Source organism: Methylobacterium sp. NMS14P, assembly GCF_028583545.1.
Classification (GTDB): domain Bacteria; phylum Pseudomonadota; class Alphaproteobacteria; order Rhizobiales; family Beijerinckiaceae; genus Methylobacterium.
In genome coordinates this window covers 1,014,050-1,040,169 of record NZ_CP087106.1, presented here as the reverse complement: position 1 = coordinate 1,040,169, position 26,120 = coordinate 1,014,050, and the positions used below count along the sequence as shown (strand labels likewise).

Genomic DNA, 26,120 nt, shown 5'->3' with positions numbered 1-26,120 from the left:
TGGGGGAATGTCCCGAGCGGCAAAGGGGGCGGACTGTAAATCCGCTGCGTAAGCTTCGTAGGTTCGAGTCCTACTTCCCCCACCAAGTTCTTCCCGATCCCGTCAGCCTTGTTTCGCCAGCGCGGCCTCGATGCGCGCGGCCGCGGCGGCCGAGAAGCCTTTCCCTTCGAGTCCCTGTCCCGCGGCCGCCTGACCGGTGAGCGAGCGGCGCTTGCCCCCCGGCAGATGCGCCCGCCGCAGCGCGTGGGCGTCCCGATGGCTGGCATGGGTGATCGCGATGGCCAGCGCGTCGGCGGCGTCCGCGACGCGGAACTCGGCCTTCGGCAGAAGGAAGCGGACCATCGCCTGGATCTGCACCTTCTCGGCGTGGCCGGAGCCCGCCACGGTCTTCTTGATCAGGTTGGGGGCGTACTCGAACACCGGCAGTCCGGCGAGGGCCGGCACGAGCAGCGCCATCGCCCGCGCGTGTCCCAGCTTGAGCGTCGCCTGGGCGTCCTTGTTGACGAAGGTCTCCTCCACGGCGACCTCGTCGGGCCGCACGGCCTCGACGACGCGGCCGATCCCCTCGAACAGCTCCCGCAGGCGCAGCGCCAGCGGGAGCTCTCCGTCCGAGGTCACGACCCCGCAATCGCCGTAGGTGAGCTTCGTGCCCTGCGCGGTGATCAGGCCCCAGCCGGTGCGGCGGAGTCCGGGATCGATCCCGAGGATGCGGACGGCGCTGGTCATGGGGCTCCACGGCTCGGTGCACGGCCCGAGGCTGCCGTACGTATCGTGAACGCTTGGTTTCACCAAGGTTCCGGTCGCGGCGGTGGCCGGCCGTAGCCGTCCCGGCGCGGTGCCGGGTCGAGCTCACCCCCGGCGGCCGAGGAGGATCAGCGCCGTTCCGGCGAGGCAGACCGCGCTGCCCGCGAGGTCCCACCGGTCGGGCCGCTGGCCCTCCGCGAGCCACAGCCACAGGACCGAGGCCGCCACGTAGACGCCGCCGTAGGCCGCGAAGGCGCGCCCCGCCGCGGGGCTGTCCACGAGGGTCAGCAGGGCCGCGAAGGCGGCCAGCGAGGCGAGGCCCGGCAGCGCCCACCAGGCCGACCGACCGAGCCGCAGCCAGGCCCAGAACGCGAAGCAGCCGGCGATCTCGGCGAGGGCGGCGGCCGCGTAGGCGAGGAGGGTCATCGGGTCAGCTTGGCACGGCGCGCCGCGCGGGACGAGCCCGGCCCCGGGGGCGGGCGGCGACCGGCATTAAGCTCCCGGCAAGGAGGATCCGGTCGAGTGCCGCCATGAGCACGCACGCGAGCACGCACGAGACCCAGGGCGACCGGCTGCTGTTTCCGGGTGACGCCCGCCTTCGCGACGCCGTCCTGGCCTGGATCGAGGCGCTGGCGCGGGAGCGGCGGATGTCGTCCAACACCGTCGAGGCCTACGGGCGCGACCTCCGCCAGTTCCTCCACCATCTCGCGTCCCGTCAGGGGACGCCAACGATCCCGATGCTGATCGGGCTCAAGGTGCGGGACATCCGCGGCTTCATGGCCGCGCGCCGGGCCGACGAGGTCTCCGGACGCTCGCTGATGCGCATGCTGGCGGGCCTGCGCTCTTTCGCGCGCTTCCTCGAGCGCGAGGGCTTCGGCACCGTCTCGGCCCTGGGCGGCGTGCGCTCGCCCAAGGTCCCGCGGCGGCTTCCGCGCCCCCTGCCCGTCTCCGCCGCCGTGGCGCTGACCGATACCGCGATCCGCGCCGGCGAGGAGCGGGAGCCCTGGGTCCTCGCCCGGGACGCCGCCGTGCTGGCGCTGCTCTACGGCGCGGGGCTGCGCATCTCCGAGGCCCTGGGTCTGACCCGCCGCGACGCGCCCCTGCCCGGCGTCGATCAGGTCACCGTACTCGGCAAGGGTGGCAAGCAGCGCATGGTCCCGATCCTGCCCGTCGTGGCGCAGGCCGTGGCCGACTACGTCGCCGCCTGTCCCCTGCCCCTGCCGCCGGAGGGACCGCTCTTCCTCGGCGCCCGGGGCGGCCCGCTCTCGCCGCGCATCATCCAGTACACCGTCGCGCGCGCCCGCGGCGCCCTGGGCCTGCCAGAGAGCGCGACGCCGCACGCCCTGCGGCATTCCTTCGCAACCCATCTGCTGGCGCGCCAGGGCGAGCTGCGCGCGATCCAGGAACTTCTGGGCCACGCCTCCCTCTCCACGACGCAGCTCTACACGCAGGTCGACGCCGCCCGTCTCATGAGCGCCTACGCGGCGGCCCATCCCAGAGCCGGCCATTGACCAAGATTGCTAAAAACTTCGACTTCGAGGGAGCTCATCAGCGGCTATAGGCGCGTCATCCGGTTCGCCTAGTGCAGAGCCGCGCTCTTTAAGAGCTTCGTCACGATCCTCAGCCAATATGGGCTAAGAACGGGATCGGCTTGGGCGGGCGTCATGGATCTTGAGGATGGGAGGTCGCCGGCACGCGTCGTGATCGCGGATTGCGATCCGGGCCGCCGCAACTCCCTGAGGGAGATCGTCCTGCGATTCGATCCCCACGCCGTGATCGACGAGGCGACGTCGGGTCAGGCGCTCCGCGATATCCTCCTCCGCCACCGTCCGACCCTGGCCTTCGTGGGGCTGCAACTCGACGATCTCAGCGGACCCGAGGCGGTCGCCGTGGCGCGCCGGGCGGGTGCGGAGCCACCCTGCCTGGTGCTGGTGGCGACCCGCGTGCTGCCGCACTGGCAGGAGATCGCCACCAGCCTCGGGGCCTACGAGGTCCTGAAGACGCCCCTCGACCCGAGCCATATCGAGCCGCTGCTCCACGCGGATGCCCGCCGTCGCGTGCCGACCCGGGCCCTGCTCGCCTGCTCGACCCCGGCCGGTCGCTCGGCGATCAGTCGCGTCGTGGCGCGCAGCGGCTTCGCGATCGAGCTCGACGAGACGGATGACGGCCGCCACGCTCTCAAGCAGCTGAAGCTCGCCGCCTACGACTTCGCCTTCATCGACGTGAAGCTCGGCGGCATCGACGGGCTCGAACTGGCCTGCCAGATCCAGCCTCTCGGCCTCGCGACCCGGATCACCCTGCTGACCACGTCCGATCTGGAGCCCGTCGCCCAGGCCGGCCGCTACTTCGGCGTCGACGCGGTGCTGCGGATGCCGTTCTACGCCCGCGACATCGACCTGGCTCTGCACAACGCGCTGGGCCTGCGCCGGCCGTATCTGCTGAACGCCCTGACGGCCCCGCCCGCGCCGAGCGCGCTCCTGCGGATCGCCGACCTGCCCAATCCCCGGCGCAAGATCGCCTGATCCCGCGCCGAGGCTTCTCCCTAAGGGCCACACAGGTTCGAGGCGCGCGGCTCGTGACGGAGCGCGACAGGCCCCCTCTCCCGTGCGGGAGGGGGCGCTCCCCTTCGAGCTGGCGGCTGCGCCCGCCGAGATATCCAACTCGTGTAGCCGTGGGCCTTCGCCCCTCAGACGTGGATCGCGCGCTTGTTCACCGCCAGCGCGGCTTCCTTGACGGCTTCGGTCAGCGTCGGGTGCGCGTGGCAGGTGCGGGCGATGTCCTCCGACGAGGCGCCGAACTCCATCGCCACCGCCACCTCGGCGATCAGGTTGCCGGCATCCGCGCCCACGATGTGCACGCCGAGTACCCGGTCGGTCTGGGCATCGGCCAGCACCTTGACGAACCCGTCGGTGGTGCCGTTCGCCTTGGCCCGGCCATTGGCCGTGAAGGGGAACTTGCCGGCGTTGTAGGCGACGCCGTCCTTCTTCAGCTCCTCCTCGGTCTTGCCCACCGAGGCGACCTCCGGGAACGTGTAGACCACGTTCGGGATCACGCCGTAGTTCACGTGGCCGGACTGGCCGGCCAGCATCTCGGCGATCGCCACGCCCTCGTCCTCGGCCTTGTGGGCGAGCATCGGGCCGGCGATGACGTCGCCGATGGCGTAGATGCCGGTGACGTTGGTGGCGTAGTGGGAATCGGTGAGGACCCGGCCCTTGTCGTCCCGCTGGACGCCGACCGTGTCGAGACCGAGGCCCTCCGTGTAGGGCGTCCGGCCGATGCAGACGAGGACCACGTCCGCCTGAAGCGTCTCCGCCGCGCCGCCCGCGGCCGGCTCGACCGTGACGGTCGCGCCGCCCTTCTTGCCGACCTCGACGCCCGTCACCTTGGTGGACAGCCTGAAGGCAACGCCCTGCTTGGTGAGGATCCGCTGGAACTGCTTGCCGACCTCGCCGTCCATGCCCGGCAGCACCCGGTCGAGATACTCGACCACGGTCACCTCGGAGCCGAGCCGGCGCCAGACGGAACCCAGCTCCAGCCCGATCACGCCGGCGCCGATGACGAGGAGCTTCCTCGGCACCCGGTCCAGCTCCAGGGCGCCGGTCGAGGAGACCACGACCTTCTCGTCGATGGTGACGCCGGGCAGGCGCGCCACGTCCGAGCCGGTGGCGATGACGATGCTCTTGGTCTCGAGCATCTGGTTGCCGCCGTCCTCGGCGATGACCTCGACGCGGCCCGCTCCGGCGATCCGGCCGGTGCCGTGGAAGGTGTCGACCTTGTTCTTCTTGAGCAGGAACTCGACGCCCTTGGTGTTGCCGGTGACGCCCTCGGCCTTGAAGGCCATCATCTTCTTCAGGTCGAGCTTCGGGGTGCCGACATCGATGCCGAGATCGGCGAAGTGCGTGTTGGCCTCCTCGAAGGCCTCGGACGCGTGCAGCAGGGCCTTGGACGGGATGCAGCCGACGTTGAGGCAGGTTCCGCCGTGCGTCGCGCGCTTCTCGACCACCGCGGTCCGCAGGCCGAGCTGCGCCGCGCGGATCGCGCAGACGTAGCCGCCGGGGCCGGTGCCGATGACGACGAGATCGTAGGACATGAGGCTTCGCTTCCGCTCGGTCGTGCCGCGTGTGGGACGGGCAGGGAATGTCAGGTCGGGCTGAGGCTCAGCGGCCGCCGCCGACGTCGAGGATGGCGCCGGTTGTGTAGGCGGCCTCCTCCGAGAGGAGCCACACGATCGGTGCGGCCACCTCCTCGGCGGTGCCGGCCCGCTTCATCGGGACGCCCGGGCCGAGGCGCTCCACCCGGTCGGGCTCGCCGCCGCTGGCGTGGATGTCGGTTGCGATGATGCCGGGCGCGACCGCGTTGACCCGGATGCCGTCGGCGGCGACCTCGCGGGAAAGCCCGATCGTCAGCGAATCGATGGCGCCCTTGGAGGCCGCGTAGTCCACGAACTGGCCGGGGCCGCCGAGGCGCGCCGCCACCGAGGACAGGTTGACGATCGCGCCCCCTGCCCCGCCGCGCTTGATCGACATGCGCCGCACCGCCTCCCGCGCGCACAGGAAGCTGCCGACCACGTTGGTGGTCATCATGCGCTGGAGGCGGGCGACGCTCATGTCGGCGACGTCAGACTTCACGTCGACCACGCCGGCATTGTTGACGAGCGCCGCGAGGCGGCCGAGGCCGTCGGCCGCCTTGAACAGGGCGATGACGTCGGCCTCGTTGCCGACGTCGCCCTTCACGGCGAGCGCCCGTCCGCCCTTGGCGGCGATCGCGTCCACCACGCCCTGCGCGGCGGCGGCGTCCGACACGTAGCTCAGGCAGACGGCGTAGCTGCGCTCCGCCAGGAGGAGCGCCACCGCGCGGCCGATGCCGCGGCTGCCGCCCGTGACGATCGCGACCCTGTTCTCAGCGCTCGACATGGCTGCCTCAGAGGTCCAGCACGAGGCGCGCCGGATCCTCCAGCGCCTCCTTGACCCGCACCAGGAAGGTCACGGCCTCCTTACCGTCGACGATGCGATGGTCGTACGACAGGGCGAGGTACATCATCGGCCGCGCCTCGATCTTGCCGACGCGGACCACCGGGCGCTCCTCGATGCGGTGCATGCCGAGGATGCCGGATTGCGGCGCGTTTAGGATCGGCGTCGACATCAGCGAGCCGTAGATGCCGCCGTTCGTGATCGTGAAGGTGCCGCCCTGCATTTCCTCGATGGAGAGCTTGCCGTCGCGGGCCTTTTTGCCGAAGCCGGCGATCTTCTTCTCGATCCCGGCGATCGACAGGTCGTCGGCGTCGCGCACCACCGGCACGACGAGGCCCTTATCGGTGCCGACCGCGATGCCGATGTGGTAGTAGTTCTTGTAGACGAGATCCTGCCCGTCGATCTCGGCGTTGACCGCCGGCACGTCCTTGAGGGCGCCGATCACCGCCTTGGTGAAGAAGCCCATGAAGCCGAGCTTCGTGCCGTGCTTCTTCTCGAAGATGTCCTTGTACTGGCTTCGCATCGCCATCACGGCCGACATGTCGACGTCGTTGAACGTCGTCAGCATCGCCGCGGTGTCCTGCGCGTCCTTCAGGCGGCGCGCGATGGTCTGGCGCAGCTTCGTCATGCGCACGCGCTCCTCGCGCGCGGCGTCGTCCGGCGCCGAGGGCGCGCGCGGCAGAGTCGGGCGCGCCTCCTTGGCGGGGGCCGACGGAGCCGGGCCCTTGGCGATCGCGCCGAGCATGTCGCCCTTGGTGACGCGGCCGTCCTTGCCCGAGCCGTTCACGCTCGACGGATCGACGCCCGACTCCCGGGCGAGCTTCGCCACCGCCGGACCGTTGTCGCCGACCGGGCGCTGCTGGGCCGCGGGAGAGGCGGCATCGCCGTGATTGCCGTAACCGGCCGAGGATTCCTGGGCGGGCGCCTCGGCCTTCGCGGGCGCGGCGGCCTTCGGGGCCTCGCTCCGAGTCTCGGCCTTGGTCTCCGCGGCCTCCTTCGGGGCGGCCTTCTTGGCCGAGCCGCCGCCGGCTCCGGCCTCGACGATCGAGCCGAGCAGGGCGCCGGGCTCCACGGTCTCGCCGTCCTTGACTAGGATCTCGCCGAGTTCGCCGGCCGCCGGGGCGTTCACCTCCAGGGTGACCTTGTCGGTCTCGAGCTCGACGATCGGCTCGTCGGCCGCGACCGTGTCGCCGGGCTTCTTGAACCAGCGGCCGATCGTGGCCTCGCTGACGGATTCGCCGAGGGTCGGGACGAGGATGTCGGTTGCCATGCTCTCTTCTGCCCCGCGGGGGGCCTCCTCTGGATGTCGGGCCGCGACGTCAGCGCCGCAGGATCAGGGATGGAACGGGCGAGACGGTGTACCGGAAGCCTGCCTGCGCCATCAGGACGGGATCTGCTTCGCCGAGCGCCTCGGCCTGGGCCGCGTCGTCGGCCTCGACCAGGGCCAGGCCCCAGGTGCCGCCGGACTCGAAGACGGGCCCGACCGCGATGGCGGTCCCGGCGGCCGCCTGCTCCATCCAGTAACCGGAATGCGCCGAGAACAGCGCCTTCTCGGCCTCCGTCGCGTCGAACGGGAAGCTCGGGCGGGGCGGTTCCAGACGGAGCAGGAAGTAGGCCATGGCCGGACGATCAGACCGCCAGGGCCTCGTTGAGGAAGGCCTGGAGCTGCGCCTGGTGCTTCGACATCTGGCCGACCGCCGTGGAGGCGGAGGCCGGACGGCCGACGTAGCGGGCGCGCTTCACCGCGGAGCCGGCCTGGCCGAGCACCCACTCGAGATAGGGCTCGACGAACGACCAGGCGCCCATGTTCTTGGGCTCCTCCTGGCACCAGATCACGTCGGCGTTGCGGAAGCGGGCCATCTCGTTGGCCAGCGCCTTCAGGGGGAACGGGTAGAGCTGCTCGACGCGCATCAGGTAGATGTCGTTGAGGCCGCGCTTCTCCCGCTCCTCCAAGAGGTCGTAGTAGACCTTGCCCGAGCACAGCACGACGCGGCGGATCTTGTCGTCGCGCACCAGCTTGTTGGTCGCGCCCTCCTCCTCGGCGTCGTCCCAGAGGACGCGGTGGAAGGTCGAGCCCTCGGCGAGCGCGTCGAGGTTCGACACGGCGCGCTTGTGGCGCAGCAGCGACTTCGGCGTCATCAGCACCAGCGGCTTGCGGAAGTCGCGCTTCAGCTGCCGGCGCAGGATGTGGAAGTAGTTCGCCGGCGTCGTGACGTTGGCGACCTGCATGTTGTCCTCGGCGCAGGCCTGGAGGTAGCGCTCCAGGCGGGCGGAGGAGTGCTCGGGCCCCTGCCCCTCGTAGCCGTGCGGCAGAAGCAGCACGAGGCCGGACATGCGCAGCCACTTGCGCTCGCCGGACGCGATGAACTGGTCGATCACCACCTGGGCGCCGTTGGCGAAGTCGCCGAACTGGGCTTCCCAGAGGACCAGGGCGTTCGGCTCGGCGAGCGAGTAGCCGTACTCGAAGCCGAGCACCGCCTCCTCGGAGAGCATCGAGTTGATGATCTCGATCGAGGCCTGCCCCTCGCGGATGGCGTTGAGCGGCGTGAAGCGCTGCTCGTTCTCCTGATCGATCACCACCGCGTGGCGCTGCGAGAAGGTGCCGCGCTCCACGTCCTGGCCCGACAGGCGGACCCGGTTGCCGTCGAGAAGCGTCGCCCCGAAGGCCAGGGCCTCGGCGGTCGCCCAGTCGATGCCGACCCCCGTCTCCACCGCCTTGGCGCGGTTGTCCATGAAGCGCTGGATCGTGCGGTGCAGGTGGAAGCCGGGCGGCGCCTGCGTGATCCTGCGCCCGATCTCCTGCAGGGTCTCGGCCGGAACGGCGGTGCGGCCGCGGCGCGGATCGTCCACGTCCTCGTGCACGGCCTTCACGCCGGACCAGCGGCCGTCGAGCCAGTCGGCTTTGTTGGCCTTGTAGTTGGTGGCGACGTCGAGCTCGCTGTCGAGCATCCCGCGGAACTCGGCCTTGCGGGCGTCGAGCGCCTCCTGGGTGACGGAGCTGTTCTCGACGAGCTTGCGGCCGTAATTCTCCAGCACCGACGGGTGCTTGCGGATCCGCTGGTACATCTTCGGCTGGGTGAAGGCCGGCTCGTCGCCCTCGTTGTGGCCGAAGCGGCGGTAGCACAGCATGTCGATCACCACCGGCTTGCCGAACTTCTGGCGGTACTCGACCGCGACCTTCGCCGCGAAGGTGACGGCCTCGGGGTCGTCGCCGTTGCAGTGGAAGATCGGCGCCTCGACCATCTTGGCGACGTCGGACGGGTAGGGCGAGGAGCGCGAGAAGCGCGGATCGGTCGTGAAGCCGATCTGGTTGTTGATGATGAAGTGGATCGAGCCGCCGGTGCGGTGACCCTTCAGGCCCGACAGGCCGAAGCACTCCGCGACCACGCCCTGGCCCGCGAAGGCGGCGTCGCCGTGGATCAGGAGCGGCAGCACCGTGCGGCGCTCGATGTTGGGCTTGGCCCACTGGTCCTGCTTGGCGCGGACCTTTCCGAGCACCACCGGATCGACGATCTCGAGGTGCGACGGGTTGGCGGTGAGCGACAGGTGGACGTTGTTGCCGTCGAAGGCGCGGTCCGAGGACGCGCCCAGGTGGTACTTCACGTCGCCCGAGCCCTCGACCTCGGCCGGGGAGGCCGAGCCGCCCTTGAACTCGTGGAAGACCGCCCGGAAGGGCTTGGCCATCACGTTGGTGAGCACGTTGAGCCGGCCGCGGTGGGCCATGCCGAGCACGATCTCGCGGACGCCGAGCGCGCCGCCGCGCTTGATGATCTGCTCCAGCGCCGGGATCATCGACTCGCCGCCGTCAAGGCCGAAGCGCTTGGTGCCGGTGTACTTGAGGTCCAGGAACTTCTCGAAGCCCTCGGCCTCGATCAGCTTGTTGAGGATCGCGCGACGGCCCTCGGGGGTGAAGGAGATCTCCTTGTCCTTGCCCTCGATGCGCTCCTGGATCCACGCCTTCTCGGCGGGGTCGGAGATGTGCATGAACTCGACGCCGAGCGTCTGGCAGTAGGTCCGCTCGAGGATGTCGACGATCTCGCGGACCGTGCCGAACTGCAGGCCGAGCACGTTGTCGAGGAAGATCGGGCGGTCCCAGTCGCTCTCCTGGAAGCCGTAATGCTGCGGGTGCAGCTCCTCGTGGTCGCCGCGCGGGGCGAGACCCAGCGGGTCGAGCTTGGCGTGCAGGTGGCCGCGCATGCGGTAGGAGCGGATCAGCATGATCGCCCGCACCGAGTCCTTGGTGGCCTGCTCCACCGAGACGCCGGTGGTGGCCGTGACGCTGTCCTGCGGCTTGCCGGGCTTGGCGTCCTTGCCCTCGCGGGCGACGATCTTGTCGCCGATCGCCTTCTCCAGGGCGCCCCAGTTGCCGTCCAGCGCCGAGACCAGCTCGCCGTTGAGCGGCACCGGCCAGTTCGGGCGCTCCCAGGAGGCGCCGGCGGCGTTCTTCTCGACCAGGGTCTCGTCCTCCCCGAGTCCCTTGAAGAAGGCCTGCCACTCCGGATCCACCGAGGACGGGTTGCGGGCATAGGCCGCCTGCAATTCCTCGATGTAGGCGGCGTTGGCGCCGTAGAGGAACGAGGTTTCGAGGAGCGCTTCGTTCACGTCCTGGCGTGCCATGGTGCGTCCATCCTGATCGCGCGGGCAGGCTCCCCTGCCCTTCGGGCTCCCCGTCCGCGCGGCGGATCACCCTCAAACCGAAACGGGGCGGGTGACCGCCCCGCCGAAATCGTCTGCACGCCCGATATGGGCGTTGCGGCCCTGCGATGGCCGCAACGCAGGCGTGTCGGGCCTCAGCCCTTCAGGACCTCGACGAGCGTCGAGCCCAGCCGGGCCGGCGACGGCGACACGCGGATGCCCGCGGCCTCCATGGCGGCGATCTTGTCCTCGGCGCCGCCCTTGCCGCCCGAGATGATCGCGCCGGCATGGCCCATGCGGCGGCCCGGAGGCGCCGTGCGGCCGGCGATGAAGCCGACCATCGGCTTCCTGCGGCCGCGCTTGGCCTCGTCCTTCAGGAACTGCGCCGCCTCCTCCTCGGCCGAGCCGCCGATCTCGCCGATCATCACGATCGACTCGGTCTTCGGGTCGGCGAGGAACAGCTCCAGCACGTCAATGAACTCGGTGCCCTTCACCGGGTCGCCGCCGATGCCCACCGCCGTGGTCTGGCCGAGGCCGGCATTGGAGGTCTGGAACACCGCCTCGTAGGTCAGCGTGCCCGAGCGGGACACGATGCCGACGGAGCCGGGCCGGAAGATGTTGGCCGGCATGATGCCGATCTTCGACTCGCCGGCCGTGACGATGCCGGGGCAGTTCGGCCCGACGAGGCGCGACTTCGAGCCCGTCAGCGCCCGCTTCACCCGCACCATGTCGAGCACCGGGATGCCCTCCGTGATGCAGACGATCAGCGGCACCTCGGCACTGATCGCCTCGCAGATCGCGTCGGCGGCGCCCGGCGGCGGCACGTAGACCACCGAGGCCTCGGCGCCGGTGGCCTCGCAGGCCTCGGCAACGGTGTCGAACACCGGCAGGCCGAGATGGCTGGAGCCGCCCTTACCGGGGCTCGTGCCGCCGACCATCTTGGTGCCGTACGCGATGGCCTGCTCCGAGTGGAAGGTCCCGTTCTTGCCGGTGAAGCCCTGGCAGATGACCTTGGTGTTGGCGTCGATCATCACCGACATGATCAGGCTCCCTTCACGGCGGCGACGATCTTCTGGGCGGCGTCGTCGAGGTCGTCCGCCGGGATCACGTTCAGTCCGGAATTGCGGATGATGGCCTTGCCCTGCTCGACGTTGGTGCCCTCGAGGCGCACCACCAGCGGCACCTGCAGGCCCACCGCCTTCACGGCCGCGATCACGCCGTTGGCGATCACGTCGCACTTCATGATCCCGCCGAAGATGTTGACGAGGATGCCCTTCACGTTCGGGTCGGCGGTGATGATCTTGAACGCCGCCGTGACCTTCTCCTCCGAGGCGCCGCCGCCGACATCGAGGAAGTTCGCCGGCTCCTCGCCGTAGAGCTTGATGATGTCGAGCGTCGCCATGGCGAGGCCGGCGCCGTTGACCATGCAGCCGATCGTGCCGTCCAGCGCGATGTAGGCGAGGTCGTACTTCGACGCCTCGATCTCCTTGGCGTCCTCCTCGGTCTCGTCGCGCAGCGCGACGATGTCGGCGTGCCGGTAGAGGGCGTTCGAGTCGAAGGCCATCTTGGCGTCGAGGCACTTGAGGTGCCCGTCGGCGGTCAGCACCAGCGGGTTGATCTCGAGGAGGCTCATGTCCTTGGCCACGAAGGCCGCGTAGAGCTTCTCGGTCAGCGCGGCGGCCTCCTTGGCCTGGGCGCCCGACAGGCCCAGCGCCTTGGCGACGGCGCGGCCGTGATGGGGCATCACGCCGGTGGCCGGATCGACCGCGATCGTGTGGATCTTCTCGGGCGTGTCGTGGGCGACCGCCTCGATGTCCATGCCACCCTCGGTGGAGACCACGAAGGCGACGCCGCCCGTGGCGCGGTCGACCAGCATCGAGAGGTAGAATTCCTCGGCGATCTGGGCCCCTTCCTCGATGTAGAGGCGGTTGACCTGCTTGCCGGCCGGGCCGGTCTGGATGGTCACCAGCGTCTGGCCGAGCATCTCGCCGGCGAACTGCTTCACCTCGTCGATCGACTTGGTGACGCGCACGCCGCCCTTGGCGCCCTCGGGTGCGCCCTTGAAGGTGCCCTTGCCGCGGCCGCCCGCGTGGATCTGGCTCTTCACGACCCAGACGGGGCCGCCGAGCTCCTTGGCGGCGGCCTCGGCCTCCGACGGGTTGAAGATGGCCACGCCGCGGGAGACGGGCAGGCCGAACTCCTTCAGCACGGCCTTGGCCTGATATTCATGGATATTCATCGGAGCCTCGTAGGGAGGAGCGAATAGGTGGCAGCGGGCAGCGCGTAGAGAGATCGAGCGATTGGGATTCGAATCTCCGAAACGCTACGCGCGGCCCGGTCTCCGCTTACCGGTCAGGCGAGGTTGCTGTCGACGCCCTTGCAGGCTTCGATGAGGCCCGTCACCGAGGCGACCGACTTGTCGAACATGGCCTTCTCGGCCGCGTCGAAGGTCACCTCGAGCACGCGCTCGACGCCGTTCGCGCCGATCACGATCGGCACGCCGATGAACATGCCGCTGACGCCGTACTGGCCGTCGAGGTAGGCCGCGCAGGGCAGGACCCGCTTCTTGTCGCGCAGGTAGCTCTCGGCCATGGCGATGGCGGAGGCGGCGGGCGCGTAGAAGGCCGAGCCGGTCTTCAGCAGGTTGACGATCTCGCCGCCGCCCTTGCGGGTGCGGTCGACCATGGCGTCGAGCTTCTCCTGGGTGGTCCAGCCGAGCTTGACGAGGTCGGTCAGCGGCACGCCCGCCACCGTCGAGTAGCGGGTCAGCGGGACCATGTCGTCGCCGTGGCCGCCGAGCACGAAGGCCGTGACGTCCTCCACCGAGACCTTGAACTCCTCGGCCAGGAAGTGGCGGAAGCGCGCCGAGTCGAGCACGCCGGCCATGCCGACGATCTTGTTGGTCGGGAGCCCCGAGAACTTCTGCAGCGCCCAGACCATGGCGTCGAGCGGGTTGGTGATGCAGATCACGAAGGCGTCCGGCGCGTGGGTCTTGATGCCCTCGCCGACCGCCTGCATCACCTTGAGGTTGATGCCGATCAGGTCGTCGCGGCTCATGCCGGGCTTGCGCGGCACGCCGGCGGTGACGATCACCACGTCGGCGCCCTTGATGGCGGCGTAGTCGCTGGCACCCGCGTAGGTCGCATCGAAGCCCTCGACCGGGGCCGCCTCGGCGATGTCGAGGGCCTTGCCCTGCGGCACGCCGTCGACGATGTCGAACAGCACCACGTCCCCGAGATCCTTGAGGCCGGCCAGAAGGGCCAGGGTGCCGCCGATCTGGCCGGCGCCGATGAGCGCGATCTTGTTGCGAGCCATGTCGGATGTGTCTCCGCTGCGTTCGACTTCGGTGATGCGTTGCGCGAGGCCGGGAAAGCTCGTCCGTCAGGGGCCGAGGCCGGATTCGCCACTCTGAAATCTGCGCGGCTGTGTGGCCGAAAAGCACCGTGGCTTCAACCCGATGCGCGGTGCGCGGGCGATGCGCCCGGGGCGTCGGACTGCCCCCGGCATGCCCGATGGGCACTCCGAAACGTCAACGTCGCGAGTGTTTTAGGTGCAGTGCACCCTGCCGCGCGGCCGCGCCGGGGCCGCGATGACAGATCTCAGAACCTGTCATTTCGGGTCGCGGCGGGCGGCCCGGAGCGCGCCGGACCGTCGGAAACGGCGAAGGCCCGGACGGGGTGTCCGGGCCTTCGGAAGGTCCTGTACGGGCGCGGCGGATCAGAGGATGCCGGAGCGCAGGACCCGCTGGATCGCGTGGATGACGGCCCCGAACCGGGCCTCGATCAGGTCGCGCGGCACCTCGGCATCGTGCTGGATCGCCAGCGGATGGGTGAAGCGGTAGCTCGCGTCGAAGATGTAGGCGATCGCCCGCTCCCGGTCTCGGGCCGAGAAGATCCCCGAGGTGATGCCCTCCTCGACGACGCGCTCGACGAGGCTGCGCAGGCGCACGCGATGCCGCCGGGCGATCGGCCGGGCCGACACGGTGGCGTCGAGGTGGACCGCGAACAGGTTCGGCTCGTCGAACAGGGCGTCCCGCTGGACCGTCGCGAGGGCGGTCAGGAGGCGCTCGATCTTGTCGTCGGCAGGGTCGGGCGCGTCGGCGATTCCGGCGAGCCGGGCCTCGACCTCGCGGAGCCAGCGGCCCGCCACCGCGTCGAGGAGCGCGTCCTTCGACGGGAAGTAGCGGTACACGTTCGCGTGCGTCATGCCGGCCTCGGCGGCGACGGCCACGACCGTCACGCGCTTGGGCCCGAGCCGCGAGAGGTGCTCGGTGGCGATCCCGAGCAGCCGCACGTCGGCCGCGACCGGCGCCCGCGGGCGGGCGGGGCTGGCCGCCTCACCGGTCTCGCGGAGTGTGCCGGATTCGGTGTCGGCGACGGTGATCTTGGCCTTGGCGCTGAGCGCCTCCTCCTTGGACCCGTCGGACTCTGGCTTGAGGAAAGGAAGCGGAAGGCGGGAAGTGGACAGGTGGTAGGGCGAGACGGACCCCCATCATACCGGCTGAAGCGTCCCGGCGCTTCGCGTTGACGTTACGGCTTCCCCCCGGGAGCCCGGTTACCTGAGCGGATTAGGACCGCTTAAACATCCCTATGTGTCAGTTTGCCTTGAGAAGGCAACAAATTTTTCTCGTTATCACCTGCGTCAGAAGCGGTTCTTCCACGCCCGCAAGGCGACGAACACAGCCTCGGGATCGCTTTCCGGCGGCAGCTCGACGGACTTCGCCAGGGCGGGCTGCCCGCTGCGCAGGAACGGGTTGGTCGCCCGCTCCGCACCCATGGTCGAGGGGATGAGGAAGCGGCCCTCGGCCTGGGCGCGCTCGGCCTCGGCGAGGCGCGCCTTCAGGTCCGGGTTGTCGGGATCGGCCGCCAGGGCGAAGCGCGCGTTGGAGAGTACGTAGTCGTGGCCGCTGAAGACCTGCGTCGCGTCGGGCAGGTCGTCGAAGCGCCGCAGCGAGCGGTAGAGGGTCTCGGGCGGGCTCTCCATCACCCGGCCGCAGCCCAGGGTGAACAGGGTGTCGCCGGCGCAGACGAGGCCGGCCCCCGCGAACCAGTAGGTCACGTGGTCGGCGCAGTGGCCCGGCGTCTCCCAGACCTGCGCCTCGAGCCGGCCGACCGCGACCGTGTCGCCCTCCCGCACGGTCACGTCCACCTGCGGGACCGCGTCGCCGGCCCTGGCGGGGGCGACCACCCGGGCGCCGGTCGCCCGCTTCACCTCCGGGATGCCCTCGACATGGTCGCCGTGCCGGTGGGTCACGAGGATGTCGGTCAGCCGCCAGCCGGTCTCGTCGAGGGCCCGGAGGACCGGTCCGGCCTCCGGCACGTCGATCGCCGCGCAGGCGCCGGTCTGCGGATCGCGGATCAGCACGCCGATATTGTCGCTGCGGCACAGGAAGGTGCGAATCTCGGTCTCGGCGGCCATCGGACGGAGTCTCCCAGGAGCGCGAATGGGCGCGGGGCGGCGCGAAATCTGTTGCCGTGAACAGGTGATGGTCCGGCCGGGTTCCTCCGGCGCTTGCCGCGCGGCGCGCGGCTCACCATTGAGTACGACGACCGTTCCGTCCGCGATCTCCTGTTCCCCCATGCGTCTCGACGTCAACGGCTTGCGGGCCTTCTACGCCAGCCCTCTGGGCCGCACGACGCATCGCGTGGTCGGCCGCGCGCTCCACGACTTCCTCGGGTCGGTCTCGGGGCTGCGCGTCCTCGGGATCGGCTACGCGACGCCGTATCTCGGGCCGGTCCACTGCATCGCCGAGCGCACCCTCGCCTTCATGCCGGCCACGCAGGGCGTGGTGAACTGGCCGGGCACCGGGCGCTCCTGCGCGGCGCTCGCCGATCCCACCATGATGCCGCTGCCGGAGGCCGCGATCGACCGGGTGATCCTGGTCCACGCCCTCGAATCGGTGGAGAGCCCGACGGAGCTGCTGCAGGAGGTCTGGCGGACCCTTACGCCGGGCGGCCGCATGATCCTCGTGGTGCCCAACCGCCGGGGCGTCTGGGCCCGCCGGGAGGCGACGCCCTTCGGCCACGGCCAGCCCTACAGCCGCTCGCAGCTCGGGCGGCTCATGCGCGACACGCTGTTCTCGCCGGTGAGCTGGGCCGAGACCCTGTACATGCCGCCGGCCCGCTCGCGCCTGATGCTGCGCACCGGGCCCGCCTGGGAGTGGCTCGGCACCGGCCTGTCCCTGCCCTTCGCGGGCCTGCACGTGGTCGACGCGACGAAGCAGCTCTACCGGCCGGTCGCCGTCCAGCAGGTGCGGCGCGCCCGCCGCCTCGCGCCGGCCCGGGTGCTGGTGCCGGCCCCCTCCCCGGGTTGACCCCGATGAGCCTCGACTTCACCACCCAGCAGTTCCTGCTCGCCCTGTCGGCCCTGTTCTCGATCGTGAACCCGATCGGGGGCGCCTTCATCTTCGCCCAGGTGGCGGGCGCCTTCAGCCACGCCGAGCGCGTGCTGCTGTCGCGCCGGATCGGCGTCTACGCCGCCCTGGTGATGCTCGGTGCCCTCTGGGCGGGCACGCCGATCCTGAACTTCTTCGGCGTCACCCTGGGCGCGCTGCGCATCGCCGGCGGCCTCGTGGTCATGTCGTCGGCCTGGACCCAGCTGAACCGGCCCGAGGCCCGGGAGGCGCGCAAGCAGGCCGAGGCCTCCGGGTCGGCGGGCCGCGGCCCGGTCCCGGCGGAGCCGCCGGGCGACCCGGCGCCCGGTCCCCTCGCCGACATCGCCTTCTTCCCCCTGACGCTCCCGTTCACGACGGGGCCGGGGACGATCGCCGTCGCCATCACCCTGGGGGCCAACAGGCCGGAGGCCTACGCGGAGCGATTCGGCTTCTACATCGGCGTCACGCTGGCGGCCCTCGCGGTCGCCGCCACGGTCGCGGTCCTCTACGCCTCCGCCGACCGGGTGGTGGCCTTCATCGGCCCGGCCCGGGCCCGGGTGATGGGCCGCCTCTTCGCCTTCCTGCTCCTGTGCGTCGGCACGCAGATCCTGGTGAACGGCCTGATCGACGTGTTCGCGCCCCTCGCCGCGGCGCGGTGACGACCGGGTCACCGCCGACAGGGCCGGGCAAGGCCCGCGGCCCAGATGATCTACGCGGATTCCGGCCGGCCGAATCGATCGAATTGCGGACGATGTCCGATAACTTGTGTGTTCATCCAGATCTTATAGTCGTGCTTCGCTAATTATTACAAATAGTACAAATATAAAACTTCATTAACGATCTCGTTCTAGAGCATTAGTCGAGAAAAGATCTGGTTTTTTGAGGCTTGATTCACTCGTATGTCCGAGCATGCTCATGTAGGAGCCTCGGCCGCGGCGAGGAAGACTTACGGCCGGGGCCGCCGGCGAAGCGGATCCAGCAACGGAGTGCAGATCGTGGCGACGGACGTCATCGCGAGGCCCGAGCGTCGGCCGTCCGCATCCGGGCCTCGTGCACGGAGCGGCCGCGCCTCTGCCGACCCGTGCACGACCGGGTCCCGCGCGTGATGCGACCGGCATCCCGGGCGCGCCGTCGAGCCGACGCGCGCCGCTTCCCGCCCTCGCGGGCCGTGCGGTCCGGCCCGAGCCCGTGAACCCCCGAGATCCCGCAGCCCGGTGCCGCGCGCGGAGCGCGCGTCCGGCGGCCACCCCGCGCGTATCAGCAAGGAGACACCGCATGACCGACACGACCCAGATCAAGGTTCCGGCCTGGTACAGCCCGGACGAGATCCACGACATCCAGCGCGATCTCCTGGGCGCCGCCGCGAAGGTTCTCGTGCTCTGCCTCGGGGGCAAGGGCGGTGTCGGCAAGACGACCATCGCCCTCCAGGTGGCCGACCTCTGCGCCGAGGTCGGTCCGGTGCTGGCGATCGACACCGACCCGGCCAACCGGCACTTCCACACGGCGCTCATGCAGGAGACGGTGCCCGGCAGCGACAACTTCGTCCCGCGCCGCCCCGGCGTCACCGCCGTCCGGCAGCGCCTGCGCGCCGAGGACAGCGTGGGCCGCGTCGACCCGACCCTGTGCCAGGACCTGATCGAGCGCGTGACCGAGGCGGCCGAGCGCTTCGTCGTGGTCGACTTCCCGGCCGGCGACACCGAGACGACCCGCCGCTGCACCGAGATCATCGTGGAGAGCTGCCGGGAGGCGAATGTCCGCCTCGCCGTGGTGGTCGCGGCCGGCGCGGTCGATCCCACCGCCCTGGAGGTCCTGCGCGAACTCCGGCCCATGCTGATCGAGTGCGACCGCGCGATCCTGGCGAAGAACACCGCCCAGGCGACCAACTTCGACTATCTCGAATCGTCCGATCTCGTGCGATCCCTGCGGAAGCAGTCGAACTTTCGCGTCATCGAGATCGAGCGGATCGGTGAGCGGCTGATCGAGGCCCTGCGGGTCCAGAACATGACCTGGCAGGTCCTGGCGAACAGCGCGCCGATGCGCCTGCGGGTCGAGGGCCGCCGCCTGCGGCGCAACTTCCACACGGCGTGGCGGGATGCGCTCCGGCCGTGACCAACCTCGAGCGGTTCTACCGGTCGGTCCACGGCCGCGATCTCCAGCCCTGGGAGCGTCAGCTCGCGGTGCGGATCGCGGCCGCCCTCAACACCACGACGGACGACGACTTCGTCGTCCACCTGCTACTGGTGTACATGTCCACCAACGCCATCACGAACATGTACAACGAGCTGGTGGCGGCCCGGAACGGTCTCGCCGAACACAACCGGGACCTCATCCGGGCGCTGACGGCGGACCTGCGGCGCAACAGGCTGATCACCTACGTGCTGCTCGGCGCGGCCGCCCTCGGTGTGCTCGTCGGCGCCGGCATCCTCGGCACCGTCCTCAACCTCGCGCAAGGCTCCGCGGCCAGCGCGGCGCGCCTCGCCGCGGCGCTGGAATCCTGCGAGTCGCGCGGCCCGGCCGGCGCCCAGCGCGGCCTCGGGATCGGCCGCTGAGCCGAGGGAACCCGCCGCCGGCTCACTCGAGGCGGACGGACACGCTGTCGCTGGCGCCGGTCGCGTCCAGGACCGAGATCCGGGCGAAGCCCGCGCCCCCCGGAGCCCACTCGGCCTTCCGCCGCGGCGTCTGGACGACCGGCTGACCGTCGACCAGCCAGGTGAGCGGCGGCACGCCGCCCAGGGCCTTGAGGGCGAGGCCAGGACTGCCCTCCGCGGCGCCGTGCCGGTCCGCCGCGAGGCCGAGATCGATCCGCGCCCCGTCGGGCGGGTAGGCGATCCGCAGCGCCGGTCCCGCCACCTCGGCGGTCTCGCGCCGGAGGCGCCGCAGCGGCGGCGGCAGGCTCGCCGTCCCGACCACCAGCGCGTCCCGCGGCTGGGAGACCGGCTCGGGGTCGATCCCGAGGCGCGCGAAGGCGTCGAACAGGATCGGCGCCGCGACGGTGCGGCCCACGAGCCCCGGCACCGCGGCGCCGTCCGGGCGCCCGGCCCAGACGACGATCGTCACGTGACGGTCGAAGCCGGCCGCCCAGGCGTCCCGGTACCCGTAGGAGGTGCCGGTCTTGTACGCGATGCGGTTCGGCAGGGCGTTCTCCGGCGGCGGCGTCCCGCGCAGGATGTCGGCGACGTACCAGGCCGCGACGGGCTCCGCGACGCGGTGCCGGGATTCGGCCGCGACGCCGTCGGCGCGGCGCAGCAGTTCCGGAACCGCGCCGCCGCGGGCGAGCCCCGCGTAGAGCCGGGCGAGGTCGGTGACCGTGATGCCGAGGCCTCCGAGCGCGACCGGCAGCCCGGGGGCCGCCTCCCGCGGCAGCTGGATCCCGACCCCGGCGGCGCGCAGCCGGGCGATGAAGCGGGCGGGACCCACCGCATCCATCAGCTCGACCGCCGGCACGTTGAGCGAGAGCTGCAGGGCCCGCCGGGCCGTGACCGTGCCCTGGAAGGTCAGGTCGAAATTCTCCGGCGCGTAGCTCGCCGAGAAGCGGGCCGGACGATCCTCCAGCAGAGTCTCGGGATGCGCGAGACCGTCCGCGAAGGCCATGGCGTAGACGAAGGGCTTCAGCGCGGAGCCGGGCGAGCGCACCGCGAGGGTCATGTCGATGGCGCCGCGCCTTGCCGGATCCAGGTAGCCGGCGCTGCCGACCTGGGCGAGCACCCGCCCGTCGCGGTTGTCGAGGACGAGGATCGCGGCCGAGAGGTCCGGACCGGCGGCGGCGGCGCGCTCGGTCGCCAGGGCTTCCAGCCGCTCCTGCAGGCGCCCGTCGATCGCGAGGCGGATCGTCGAGGCTCCGGGATCGGCCGCCACCGCCTCCTCGGCGGCGTGCGCCGCGATCATCGGGAACGGCTTGCGCGCCGCCGGCACCGGCTCGGCCCGGGCGGCCTCGGCCTCCGCCGCCGTGAGGATGCCCCGCGCGACGGCCACCGCCAGGACCCGGTCGCGGGCGGCGCGGGCGCGCTCGGGGAAGCGGTCCGGGCGGCGGGTCTCGGGCGATTGCGGCAGGGCGACGAGCAGGGCCGCCTGCGCGGCGGTCAGCCGGACCGGCTCGCGCCCGAAATACGCGACGCTCGCCGCCCGCACGCCCTCCAGCGGACCGCCGTAGGGGGCCAGCGCCAGGTAGAGATCGAGCAGCCCGGCCTTGCCGAGGCGTCGCTCCAGCGCGACCGCCCGCACCATCTGGCGGAGCTTGGCCTCGAGCGACCGCTCGCGCCGCGGCTCGACGAGGCGCGCCACCTGCATCGACAGGGTGGAGGCGCCGGACACGATGCGGCCGCGGGTCAGCCACTGGCGGGCGGCGCGCAGCACCGCAGCGGGATCGACGCCGGGATGCGCCGCGAATCGGCGATCCTCGTAGGCGAGCAGCATCGCCCGGTAGCGCGGATCGACCGCCTCCGCGGTGACCGGCAGGCGCCAGCGCCCGTCCGCCCTCGCGAAGGGGCGCAGCAGCGTGCCGGACCGGTCCAGCACCACCGTCGAGCGTGATTCGGCCGCGGCCAGGTCGAGGGGCGGCAGCGCGTCGGCGTAGCGCCAGACCGCACCGGCACCGACCCCCAGGAGACCGAGGCCGAGCGCCGTCGCTCCGAGCGCCGCGCGCAGACCCCTCGCCCGCTTCCGGGGAGGCGCCGACGCGCGCGGATCCGACCCGTCGTGCGGCACGCATCCTCCCGGCTTAGGCTCCGACAGCGCAGGATCCCGTGTTCCCGCGCGATCGACAAGCCCCCGGGCCGGCCGGCGTCCCCGACGGCTGGCGCCGGCCCCGCCGCGGCCGGCCTCTCGCGCCGTTCCCGACCGGATCGGGACGGAGGCCTCGGCCGAACCCGTGCCACACGAGGCGCGGGTCTCCTCTCCCGTGCGGGAGAGGTATGCTCTCGCAGAGAGCCGGGTGAGGGATCAGGTCCGTCCGGATGAGCCTCACCCTGCCCGAGCCGCAACGGCGCGCGCGATCTCGAAGCGTCTTGTCCCTCACCCCAGCCCTCTCCCGCAGGGGAGAGGGAGAGTGGCGCGGGTCTCGATCGGGGTCGCCATCTCTCCGAACCGTTGCGACTCGATCGGACGCGGCTTCAGGCCGTGCCGACGCCCCGCAGGTCCGCGAAGGCGGGGCGATCCGGGCGATTCACCCGGACCGGGAACGGCACGACGTTGGAAGCCATCGGGGCGGTCGCTGTCTCAGGGGGCTGCGCCGCCTTGCGCGCCTTGCCGGGCTTCGCCCAGCGCTCGATCCGCTTGAAGTAGGTCCGCCTCGCCAGCCAAGCCGGAACTCGCCTGCCCTTCCGCATGATCTGTCCCTCGCCGTTGCGTACCGAGTCCCCCTCAGACCCGCGCCCCGAACGCGTCAAGCGGTTCGAATCACGGCTGTATTCACGATACGAGCGGATCCCGGGGAGCCCCGCATCCCCCGTTTGGGTGACGCGGGAGGCCCGGCCGCGACCGTCAGGCCGCCGCGTTCTCCTTCGCCCGCTCCAGCGCGAGCTTCGTGACGGCCACTTGGTCGACCTTGCCGGTGCCGAGCATCGGGATCGCGTCCAGCACCACCACCTCGGCGGGGATCGCGACGTCGGAGGCGCCGCGGCCCTTGGCGAAGCTCTGGTAGGCGGCCCGAGTCGCGCCCTTCTCCTGCGTGAACAGGATCAGCCGCTCGCCCTTGCGCGCGTCCGGCACCGCCGCGACGGCGCTCGAACGGTCGGGCCAGAGCTCGGCGGCCAGGGACTCGATGCCGGCGAGGGACACCATCTCGCCGGCGATCTTCGCGAAGCGCTTGGCCCGGCCCTTGATCGTGACGAAGCCCATCGGGTCGATCGCCACGATGTCGCCGGTGTCGTGCCAGCCGCCCGGCGGCGGCTCCAGCACGCCGGGCTTCTCGGCGCGCAGGTAGCCCAGCATGATGTTCGGCCCGCGCAGGGACAGGCGGCCGCCCTCGTCGATCCCCGGCACCGGCTCGAGGCGGGTCTCGATCCCGGGCAGGATCCGCCCGACCGTGCCGAACCGGTTGAACATCGGCGTGTTGAGGGCGACGACCGGCCCGCACTCGGTGACGCCGTAGCCCTCCAGGATGCGCAGCCCGAACTTCTCCGCCCAGGTCTTCCGCGTGGTCTCCTTCACGGCCTCGGCGCCGGCCACGACGTAGCGCAGCGAGCGCAGGTCGTAGGAATGGGCCGACCGGGCGTAGCCCGTGAGGAACGTGTCGGTCCCGAACAGGACGGTGCTGTTCGAGCCGTAGATCAGCTCCGGCACGATCCGGTAGTGCAGCGGCGACGGGTAGAGGTAGACCGGCACCCCCGAGACCAGGGGCAGGACCAGCCCGGCGGTGAGCCCGAAGGCGTGGAACACCGGCAGGACGTTGAACACCTTGTCCATCGGCCCGAAATCGATCCGGGCCGCCACCTGCGCCACGTTGGCGAGCATGCAGCGGTTGGCGAGCACCACGCCCTTCGGCGTGCCCTCGCTGCCCGAGGTGAACAGCACCGCGCCCGGATCCTCGCCGGAGCGCGCCACGAGGGGACGGCGCGGCGCCAGGAGGCCGCGGATCTTGTCCCCGGTCGTGATCCCGGCCCGCACGTCCTCGAGGTAGATCAGCTCGACCGAGCCGCGGATCGCCTCCACGAGCGACCCCAGCCGCCCCTTCTCGATGAAGGCCCGCGAGGTCAGGATCTTGCCGACCTCCGCCGCCCGGCAGGCCGAGAGCACGTTGGCGGGACCGGCCGAGAAGTTGATCATCGCCGGCACCCGGCCCGCGGAGGCGAGGGCGAACAGCGTCACCGCGGCGCCGTTGGCGTTCGGCAGCATGATGCCGATCCGGCCGCCTACGGGCGCCAGCGGCATCAGCTTGCGCCCGAGGATGTTGGCACCCATCACGAGCCGGCTGTAGCTGAGGCGGCCGCCGACCGGATCCTCCAGGGCGTTGCGGCCCCAGCCGTGGCGCTCGCCCGCCTCGATCAGCGCCGCCATCAGGCCGCGGTCGATGTCGGCGGTGCGGAACACGAGGTCCGACATGATCCCGTAGAGGGCGGCGCCCGCCGCCTGCCGCCGCGCCTTGCCCTTGAGCGCGGGGTCCACGGTCAGGCGCACCGGCGGCATCACCGTCACGGTCACCTTGGGCCACCAGCGGCGGCGCACCTGCCCGCGCGACAGCCGCGAGAAGACGGTGCGCTCCAGGCCGTCGAGCTTCACCGGGACGACCATCGCGCCCGACTTGTCGGCGATCAGACCGGCGCCGTCGTAGACCTTCATCAGGCTGCCGGTGACCGTGAGCCGGCCCTCCGGGAAGATGATCAGGGTCTCGCCGCTCTTGACCGCGTTGATCAGCGTCCGGGTGGCGAGCGGCCGGGTCGGGTCCAGCGGCATCGCCTTGGTGACGCGCAGGAACGGCCGGACCCACCAGCGCTGCGCGATCCCGCTGTCGATGGCGAAGACCGGCTCCTGCTCGAGGAGCGACAGGGCGAGCGGCGCGTCGAGGAACGAGACGTGGTTGAGGGCCACGATGGCGTTCGGCCCGGCCGCCGCGAGGTTGTCGAAGCCGCGGACCTCCAGCCGGTAGAACGCCCGGAACAGGATCGACAGGGCGTCGCGGAACGGGCTCGTCGGCAGGGTCGCGAACACGACCGCGCCCACGATCAGGTTCAGCACCGCCACCACGGCGAGCAGGCTCGCGATCGTCAGGCCCGCGCCCTGCAGCGCCGCCAGCGCCAGGGTACCGGCGACCATGAAGGCCGCCGTCATGACGTTGACCGCGCCGATGATTCGGGCGCGCATCGCCTTCTCGGCCCAGGCCTGCACGGCTGCGAAGGACGGGACGATGTAGAGGCCGCCGGAGATCGCGAGTCCGAGGAAGTCGATCCCGGTGCGCAGGCCGTGGCCGGTCTGCAGGAAGCCGAGGGGGCCGAGCGGCTCGGCGGGCGGTGCCGGCAGGTGTCCGATCGTCCACGCGAGGTCGAGGCCGAACAGGCCCATCAGCACCGCGCCGACCGGCGTCGGCAGCAGCACGATCCGGCCGCTGGCGAGCCACGAGGCGAGGCCGGACCCGATCGCGATGCCGATCGAGAACAGCGCCAGGAGCAGCGTGATCACCGTCTCGGTGCCGTTGAAGGCGCCCCGCACCAGCACCGGCAGCAGCGACAGCACGACCACGCCGACCAGCCAGAACCAGCTCACCGTGAGCGAGCCGCGCCACAGCCGCGTGTCGGCCCAGAGGTCGCGCAGCAGCGCGTAGGTCGAGCGGGCGACGTTCGGGTCGACGCGCAGGTCTGGAGCCCCCTCGCCGGTCGCCGGGATCATCCGGGCCGAGAGCCAGCACAGGATGGCGAAGCCCATCACCAGGACGCCGAACAGGAGGCCCGAGCCGCCCATCGCCGAGGCCGCGCCGGCCGCGATCGTGCCGAGCAGGATCGCCAGGAAGGTCGCCGCCTCCACGAGGGCGTTGCCGGCGGGCAGTTCCTCCCGCCGGAGATGGTCCGGCAGGATCCCGTACTTGATCGGGCCGAACAGCGCCGCGATCGTCCCGAACAGGCCCAGCGCCACGAACAGGACCGGGATCGAGTGCAGGAGGAAGCCGAGCACGGCGGTGCCGGCCGCGAAGATCTCGGCGAACTTGAGCCGCCGCGCCATGAGCGCCTTGTCGTACCGGTCGGCCCACTGGCCGCCGAGACCCGACAGGATGAAGAACGGCCCGATGAACACCGCGCTCGCCAGGGTCACCAGGACGCCGGCATGGGCGTCCGCCTGGCCGCCGATCCCGAACAGGATCAGGAAGGCGAGCGCGTTCTTGAGGAAGTTGTCGTTGAACGCCGAGAAGAACTGGCACCAGAACAGCGGCGCGAAGCGCCGCGCAGACATCAGGGTACGGAACATGGCGATCTCTCGGTTCCGAACCTGACTGGCCCACGAGAGACCGTCAGGTCAAATCGGACCGAGGCGAACGCACAGGGATCGCGGGGGCCGCGCGGCCGGGCCGTGTGAACCGGCACGGCTCAACGCCGCCCGGCCGTCGATCCGCACCCGCGCGTCAGGCCTTGTGGACGAGGCGGCCGCGTCGCGCGACGGCGGCCCCGGCGTGCCGGGCGATGAACGTGTGCAGGGCGGCGCCGAGATCGTAGGACCAGTAGACGTGGGCCGCGACCGCCGAGATCACGAGGAGCACGGCCCCGACCGCGCAGGCCGGCACGAGCAGCAGGCCGGTCAGGACCATCCCGACGGCGGTCCGCTCGGCCAGGGACGCCTGCGGCCACGGGTCGATCGGGAGCGAGAGCAGGGAGAAGCGTCGTCCAGTGCGCATGGCTGCGACCCTCGATGGTTCGGCATGACGCGGTACAGGCAGTCAACAGCGGCCACCGTCGGACGTTGCGTCCCGGACCGCG

The 26,120-nt window shown here is 71.2% G+C and carries 22 protein-coding genes and 1 tRNA gene; 7 read left to right on the top strand and 16 right to left on the bottom strand.

Going from position 1 to position 26,120, the window contains the following annotated elements:
• Position 1 precedes the first annotated feature (1 nt).
• Positions 2–85, top strand: a tRNA-Tyr gene (locus tag LOK46_RS04920).
• Between the two features lie 17 nt (positions 86–102).
• Here LOK46_RS04920 and ruvC read toward each other — a convergent pair.
• Positions 103–726, bottom strand: coding sequence for a crossover junction endodeoxyribonuclease RuvC (gene ruvC, locus LOK46_RS04915; protein WP_273562749.1), 624 nt, complete (start codon positions 724–726; stop codon positions 103–105).
• A gap of 123 nt (positions 727–849) precedes the next feature.
• Complete coding sequence (locus tag LOK46_RS04910) at positions 850–1,170, bottom strand: YnfA family protein (RefSeq protein ID WP_020093734.1); 321 nt, start codon at positions 1,168–1,170, stop codon at positions 850–852.
• 104 nt (positions 1,171–1,274) lie between these two features.
• Here LOK46_RS04910 and LOK46_RS04905 point away from each other — a divergent pair, with 104 nt between their 5' ends.
• Together LOK46_RS04905 and LOK46_RS04900 are read left to right on the top strand one after the other, a co-directional pair.
• Positions 1,275–2,255, top strand: coding sequence for a tyrosine recombinase XerC (locus LOK46_RS04905; RefSeq protein WP_273562748.1), 981 nt, complete (start codon positions 1,275–1,277; stop codon positions 2,253–2,255).
• 189 nt (positions 2,256–2,444) lie between these two features.
• The gene (locus LOK46_RS04900; protein ID WP_273562747.1) at positions 2,445–3,266 is read left to right on the top strand and encodes a response regulator; all 822 of its coding nucleotides are present in this window, start codon (positions 2,445–2,447) and stop codon (positions 3,264–3,266) included.
• Positions 3,267–3,430: 164 nt separating this feature from the next.
• On the opposite strand, the gene lpdA is transcribed toward LOK46_RS04900, so the two are convergent.
• From lpdA to gloB, 10 genes are all read right to left on the bottom strand, one after another.
• A complete protein-coding gene (lpdA, locus tag LOK46_RS04895) occupies positions 3,431–4,834 on the bottom strand; it encodes a dihydrolipoyl dehydrogenase (RefSeq protein WP_273562746.1) in 1,404 nt (467 codons plus the stop codon).
• A gap of 67 nt (positions 4,835–4,901) precedes the next feature.
• Entirely contained in the window at positions 4,902–5,657 is a 756-nt protein-coding gene (locus LOK46_RS04890; RefSeq protein WP_273562745.1) for an SDR family oxidoreductase, read from the bottom strand.
• A gap of 7 nt (positions 5,658–5,664) precedes the next feature.
• Complete coding sequence (odhB, locus tag LOK46_RS04885) at positions 5,665–6,984, bottom strand: 2-oxoglutarate dehydrogenase complex dihydrolipoyllysine-residue succinyltransferase (RefSeq protein ID WP_273562744.1); 1,320 nt, start codon at positions 6,982–6,984, stop codon at positions 5,665–5,667.
• A gap of 49 nt (positions 6,985–7,033) precedes the next feature.
• Entirely contained in the window at positions 7,034–7,333 is a 300-nt protein-coding gene (locus tag LOK46_RS04880) for a YciI family protein (RefSeq protein WP_273562743.1), read from the bottom strand.
• A 10-nt stretch (positions 7,334–7,343) separates the two neighbouring features.
• Positions 7,344–10,331, bottom strand: coding sequence for a 2-oxoglutarate dehydrogenase E1 component (locus LOK46_RS04875; RefSeq protein ID WP_273562742.1), 2,988 nt, complete (start codon positions 10,329–10,331; stop codon positions 7,344–7,346).
• 173 nt (positions 10,332–10,504) lie between these two features.
• Positions 10,505–11,389 carry a succinate--CoA ligase subunit alpha gene (gene sucD, locus LOK46_RS04870; protein ID WP_273562741.1) on the bottom strand — a complete coding sequence of 295 codons (885 nt, stop codon included), beginning with the start codon at positions 11,387–11,389 and terminating at the stop codon, positions 10,505–10,507.
• Positions 11,390–11,391: 2 nt separating this feature from the next.
• Entirely contained in the window at positions 11,392–12,588 is a 1,197-nt protein-coding gene (gene sucC, locus LOK46_RS04865) for an ADP-forming succinate--CoA ligase subunit beta (RefSeq protein ID WP_012317923.1), read from the bottom strand.
• A gap of 113 nt (positions 12,589–12,701) precedes the next feature.
• Positions 12,702–13,664: a malate dehydrogenase gene (gene mdh, locus LOK46_RS04860; RefSeq protein ID WP_273562740.1), complete on the bottom strand. Its 963-nt coding sequence runs from the start codon at positions 13,662–13,664 to the stop codon at positions 12,702–12,704.
• Between the two features lie 402 nt (positions 13,665–14,066).
• The gene (locus tag LOK46_RS04855; protein ID WP_012317921.1) at positions 14,067–14,642 is read right to left on the bottom strand and encodes a TetR family transcriptional regulator; all 576 of its coding nucleotides are present in this window, start codon (positions 14,640–14,642) and stop codon (positions 14,067–14,069) included.
• A gap of 348 nt (positions 14,643–14,990) precedes the next feature.
• A complete protein-coding gene (gloB, locus tag LOK46_RS04850; RefSeq protein ID WP_273562739.1) occupies positions 14,991–15,767 on the bottom strand; it encodes a hydroxyacylglutathione hydrolase in 777 nt (258 codons plus the stop codon).
• A 160-nt stretch (positions 15,768–15,927) separates the two neighbouring features.
• Here gloB and LOK46_RS04845 point away from each other — a divergent pair, with 160 nt between their 5' ends.
• The 4 genes from LOK46_RS04845 to LOK46_RS04830 all read left to right on the top strand — a co-directional run bounded on the left by LOK46_RS04845 (position 15,928) and on the right by LOK46_RS04830 (position 19,271).
• On the top strand, positions 15,928–16,662 hold the full coding sequence (locus LOK46_RS04845) for a class I SAM-dependent methyltransferase (protein ID WP_273562738.1): 735 nt from the start codon (positions 15,928–15,930) through the stop codon (positions 16,660–16,662).
• Between the two features lie 5 nt (positions 16,663–16,667).
• On the top strand, positions 16,668–17,381 hold the full coding sequence (locus LOK46_RS04840) for a MarC family protein (protein ID WP_273562737.1): 714 nt from the start codon (positions 16,668–16,670) through the stop codon (positions 17,379–17,381).
• A 616-nt stretch (positions 17,382–17,997) separates the two neighbouring features.
• Positions 17,998–18,831 (top strand): nucleotide-binding protein, encoded by an 834-nt coding sequence (locus LOK46_RS04835; RefSeq protein ID WP_273562736.1) that lies wholly within the window; start codon positions 17,998–18,000, stop codon positions 18,829–18,831.
• Positions 18,828–19,271, top strand: a complete 444-nt coding sequence (locus tag LOK46_RS04830) for a hypothetical protein (RefSeq protein ID WP_273562735.1) — start codon at positions 18,828–18,830, stop codon at positions 19,269–19,271. The genes LOK46_RS04835 and LOK46_RS04830 overlap by 4 nt, the downstream gene beginning before the upstream one ends.
• 22 nt (positions 19,272–19,293) lie before the next feature.
• Here the strand turns inward: LOK46_RS04830 and pbpC are convergent, their stop codons facing one another.
• From pbpC to LOK46_RS04810, 4 genes are all read right to left on the bottom strand, one after another.
• Complete coding sequence (gene pbpC, locus LOK46_RS04825; protein ID WP_443192865.1) at positions 19,294–21,426, bottom strand: penicillin-binding protein 1C; 2,133 nt, start codon at positions 21,424–21,426, stop codon at positions 19,294–19,296.
• 404 nt (positions 21,427–21,830) lie between these two features.
• Positions 21,831–22,046: a hypothetical protein gene (locus LOK46_RS04820; RefSeq protein ID WP_273562734.1), complete on the bottom strand. Its 216-nt coding sequence runs from the start codon at positions 22,044–22,046 to the stop codon at positions 21,831–21,833.
• A gap of 154 nt (positions 22,047–22,200) precedes the next feature.
• A complete protein-coding gene (locus LOK46_RS04815; RefSeq protein WP_273562733.1) occupies positions 22,201–25,614 on the bottom strand; it encodes an acyl-[ACP]--phospholipid O-acyltransferase in 3,414 nt (1,137 codons plus the stop codon).
• Positions 25,615–25,768: 154 nt separating this feature from the next.
• Positions 25,769–26,038, bottom strand: coding sequence for a hypothetical protein (locus LOK46_RS04810; RefSeq protein ID WP_273562732.1), 270 nt, complete (start codon positions 26,036–26,038; stop codon positions 25,769–25,771).
• Positions 26,039–26,120 lie beyond the last annotated feature (82 nt).

Bases quoted from the DNA above. Each gene is read 5' to 3' on its own strand.
- sucD (WP_273562741.1), bottom strand. From the start codon at position 11,389: ATGTCGGTGATGATCGACGCCAACACCAAGGTCATCTGCCAGGGCTTC.
- LOK46_RS04875 (WP_273562742.1), bottom strand. From the start codon at position 10,331: ATGGCACGCCAGGACGTGAACGAAGCGCTCCTCGAAACCTCGTTCCTC.
- LOK46_RS04880 (WP_273562743.1), bottom strand. From the start codon at position 7,333: ATGGCCTACTTCCTGCTCCGTCTGGAACCGCCCCGCCCGAGCTTCCCG.
- mdh (WP_273562740.1), bottom strand. From the start codon at position 13,664: ATGGCTCGCAACAAGATCGCGCTCATCGGCGCCGGCCAGATCGGCGGC.
- LOK46_RS04840 (WP_273562737.1), top strand. From the start codon at position 16,668: ATGAGCCTCGACTTCACCACCCAGCAGTTCCTGCTCGCCCTGTCGGCC.
- odhB (WP_273562744.1), bottom strand. From the start codon at position 6,984: ATGGCAACCGACATCCTCGTCCCGACCCTCGGCGAATCCGTCAGCGAG.
- LOK46_RS04810 (WP_273562732.1), bottom strand. From the start codon at position 26,038: ATGCGCACTGGACGACGCTTCTCCCTGCTCTCGCTCCCGATCGACCCG.
- LOK46_RS04910 (WP_020093734.1), bottom strand. From the start codon at position 1,170: ATGACCCTCCTCGCCTACGCGGCCGCCGCCCTCGCCGAGATCGCCGGC.
- gloB (WP_273562739.1), bottom strand. From the start codon at position 15,767: ATGGCCGCCGAGACCGAGATTCGCACCTTCCTGTGCCGCAGCGACAAT.
- LOK46_RS04815 (WP_273562733.1), bottom strand. From the start codon at position 25,614: ATGTTCCGTACCCTGATGTCTGCGCGGCGCTTCGCGCCGCTGTTCTGG.
- LOK46_RS04835 (WP_273562736.1), top strand. From the start codon at position 17,998: ATGACCGACACGACCCAGATCAAGGTTCCGGCCTGGTACAGCCCGGAC.
- lpdA (WP_273562746.1), bottom strand. From the start codon at position 4,834: ATGTCCTACGATCTCGTCGTCATCGGCACCGGCCCCGGCGGCTACGTC.
- LOK46_RS04820 (WP_273562734.1), bottom strand. From the start codon at position 22,046: ATGCGGAAGGGCAGGCGAGTTCCGGCTTGGCTGGCGAGGCGGACCTAC.
- LOK46_RS04890 (WP_273562745.1), bottom strand. From the start codon at position 5,657: ATGTCGAGCGCTGAGAACAGGGTCGCGATCGTCACGGGCGGCAGCCGC.
- LOK46_RS04845 (WP_273562738.1), top strand. From the start codon at position 15,928: ATGCGTCTCGACGTCAACGGCTTGCGGGCCTTCTACGCCAGCCCTCTG.
- sucC (WP_012317923.1), bottom strand. From the start codon at position 12,588: ATGAATATCCATGAATATCAGGCCAAGGCCGTGCTGAAGGAGTTCGGC.
- LOK46_RS04905 (WP_273562748.1), top strand. From the start codon at position 1,275: ATGAGCACGCACGCGAGCACGCACGAGACCCAGGGCGACCGGCTGCTG.
- ruvC (WP_273562749.1), bottom strand. From the start codon at position 726: ATGACCAGCGCCGTCCGCATCCTCGGGATCGATCCCGGACTCCGCCGC.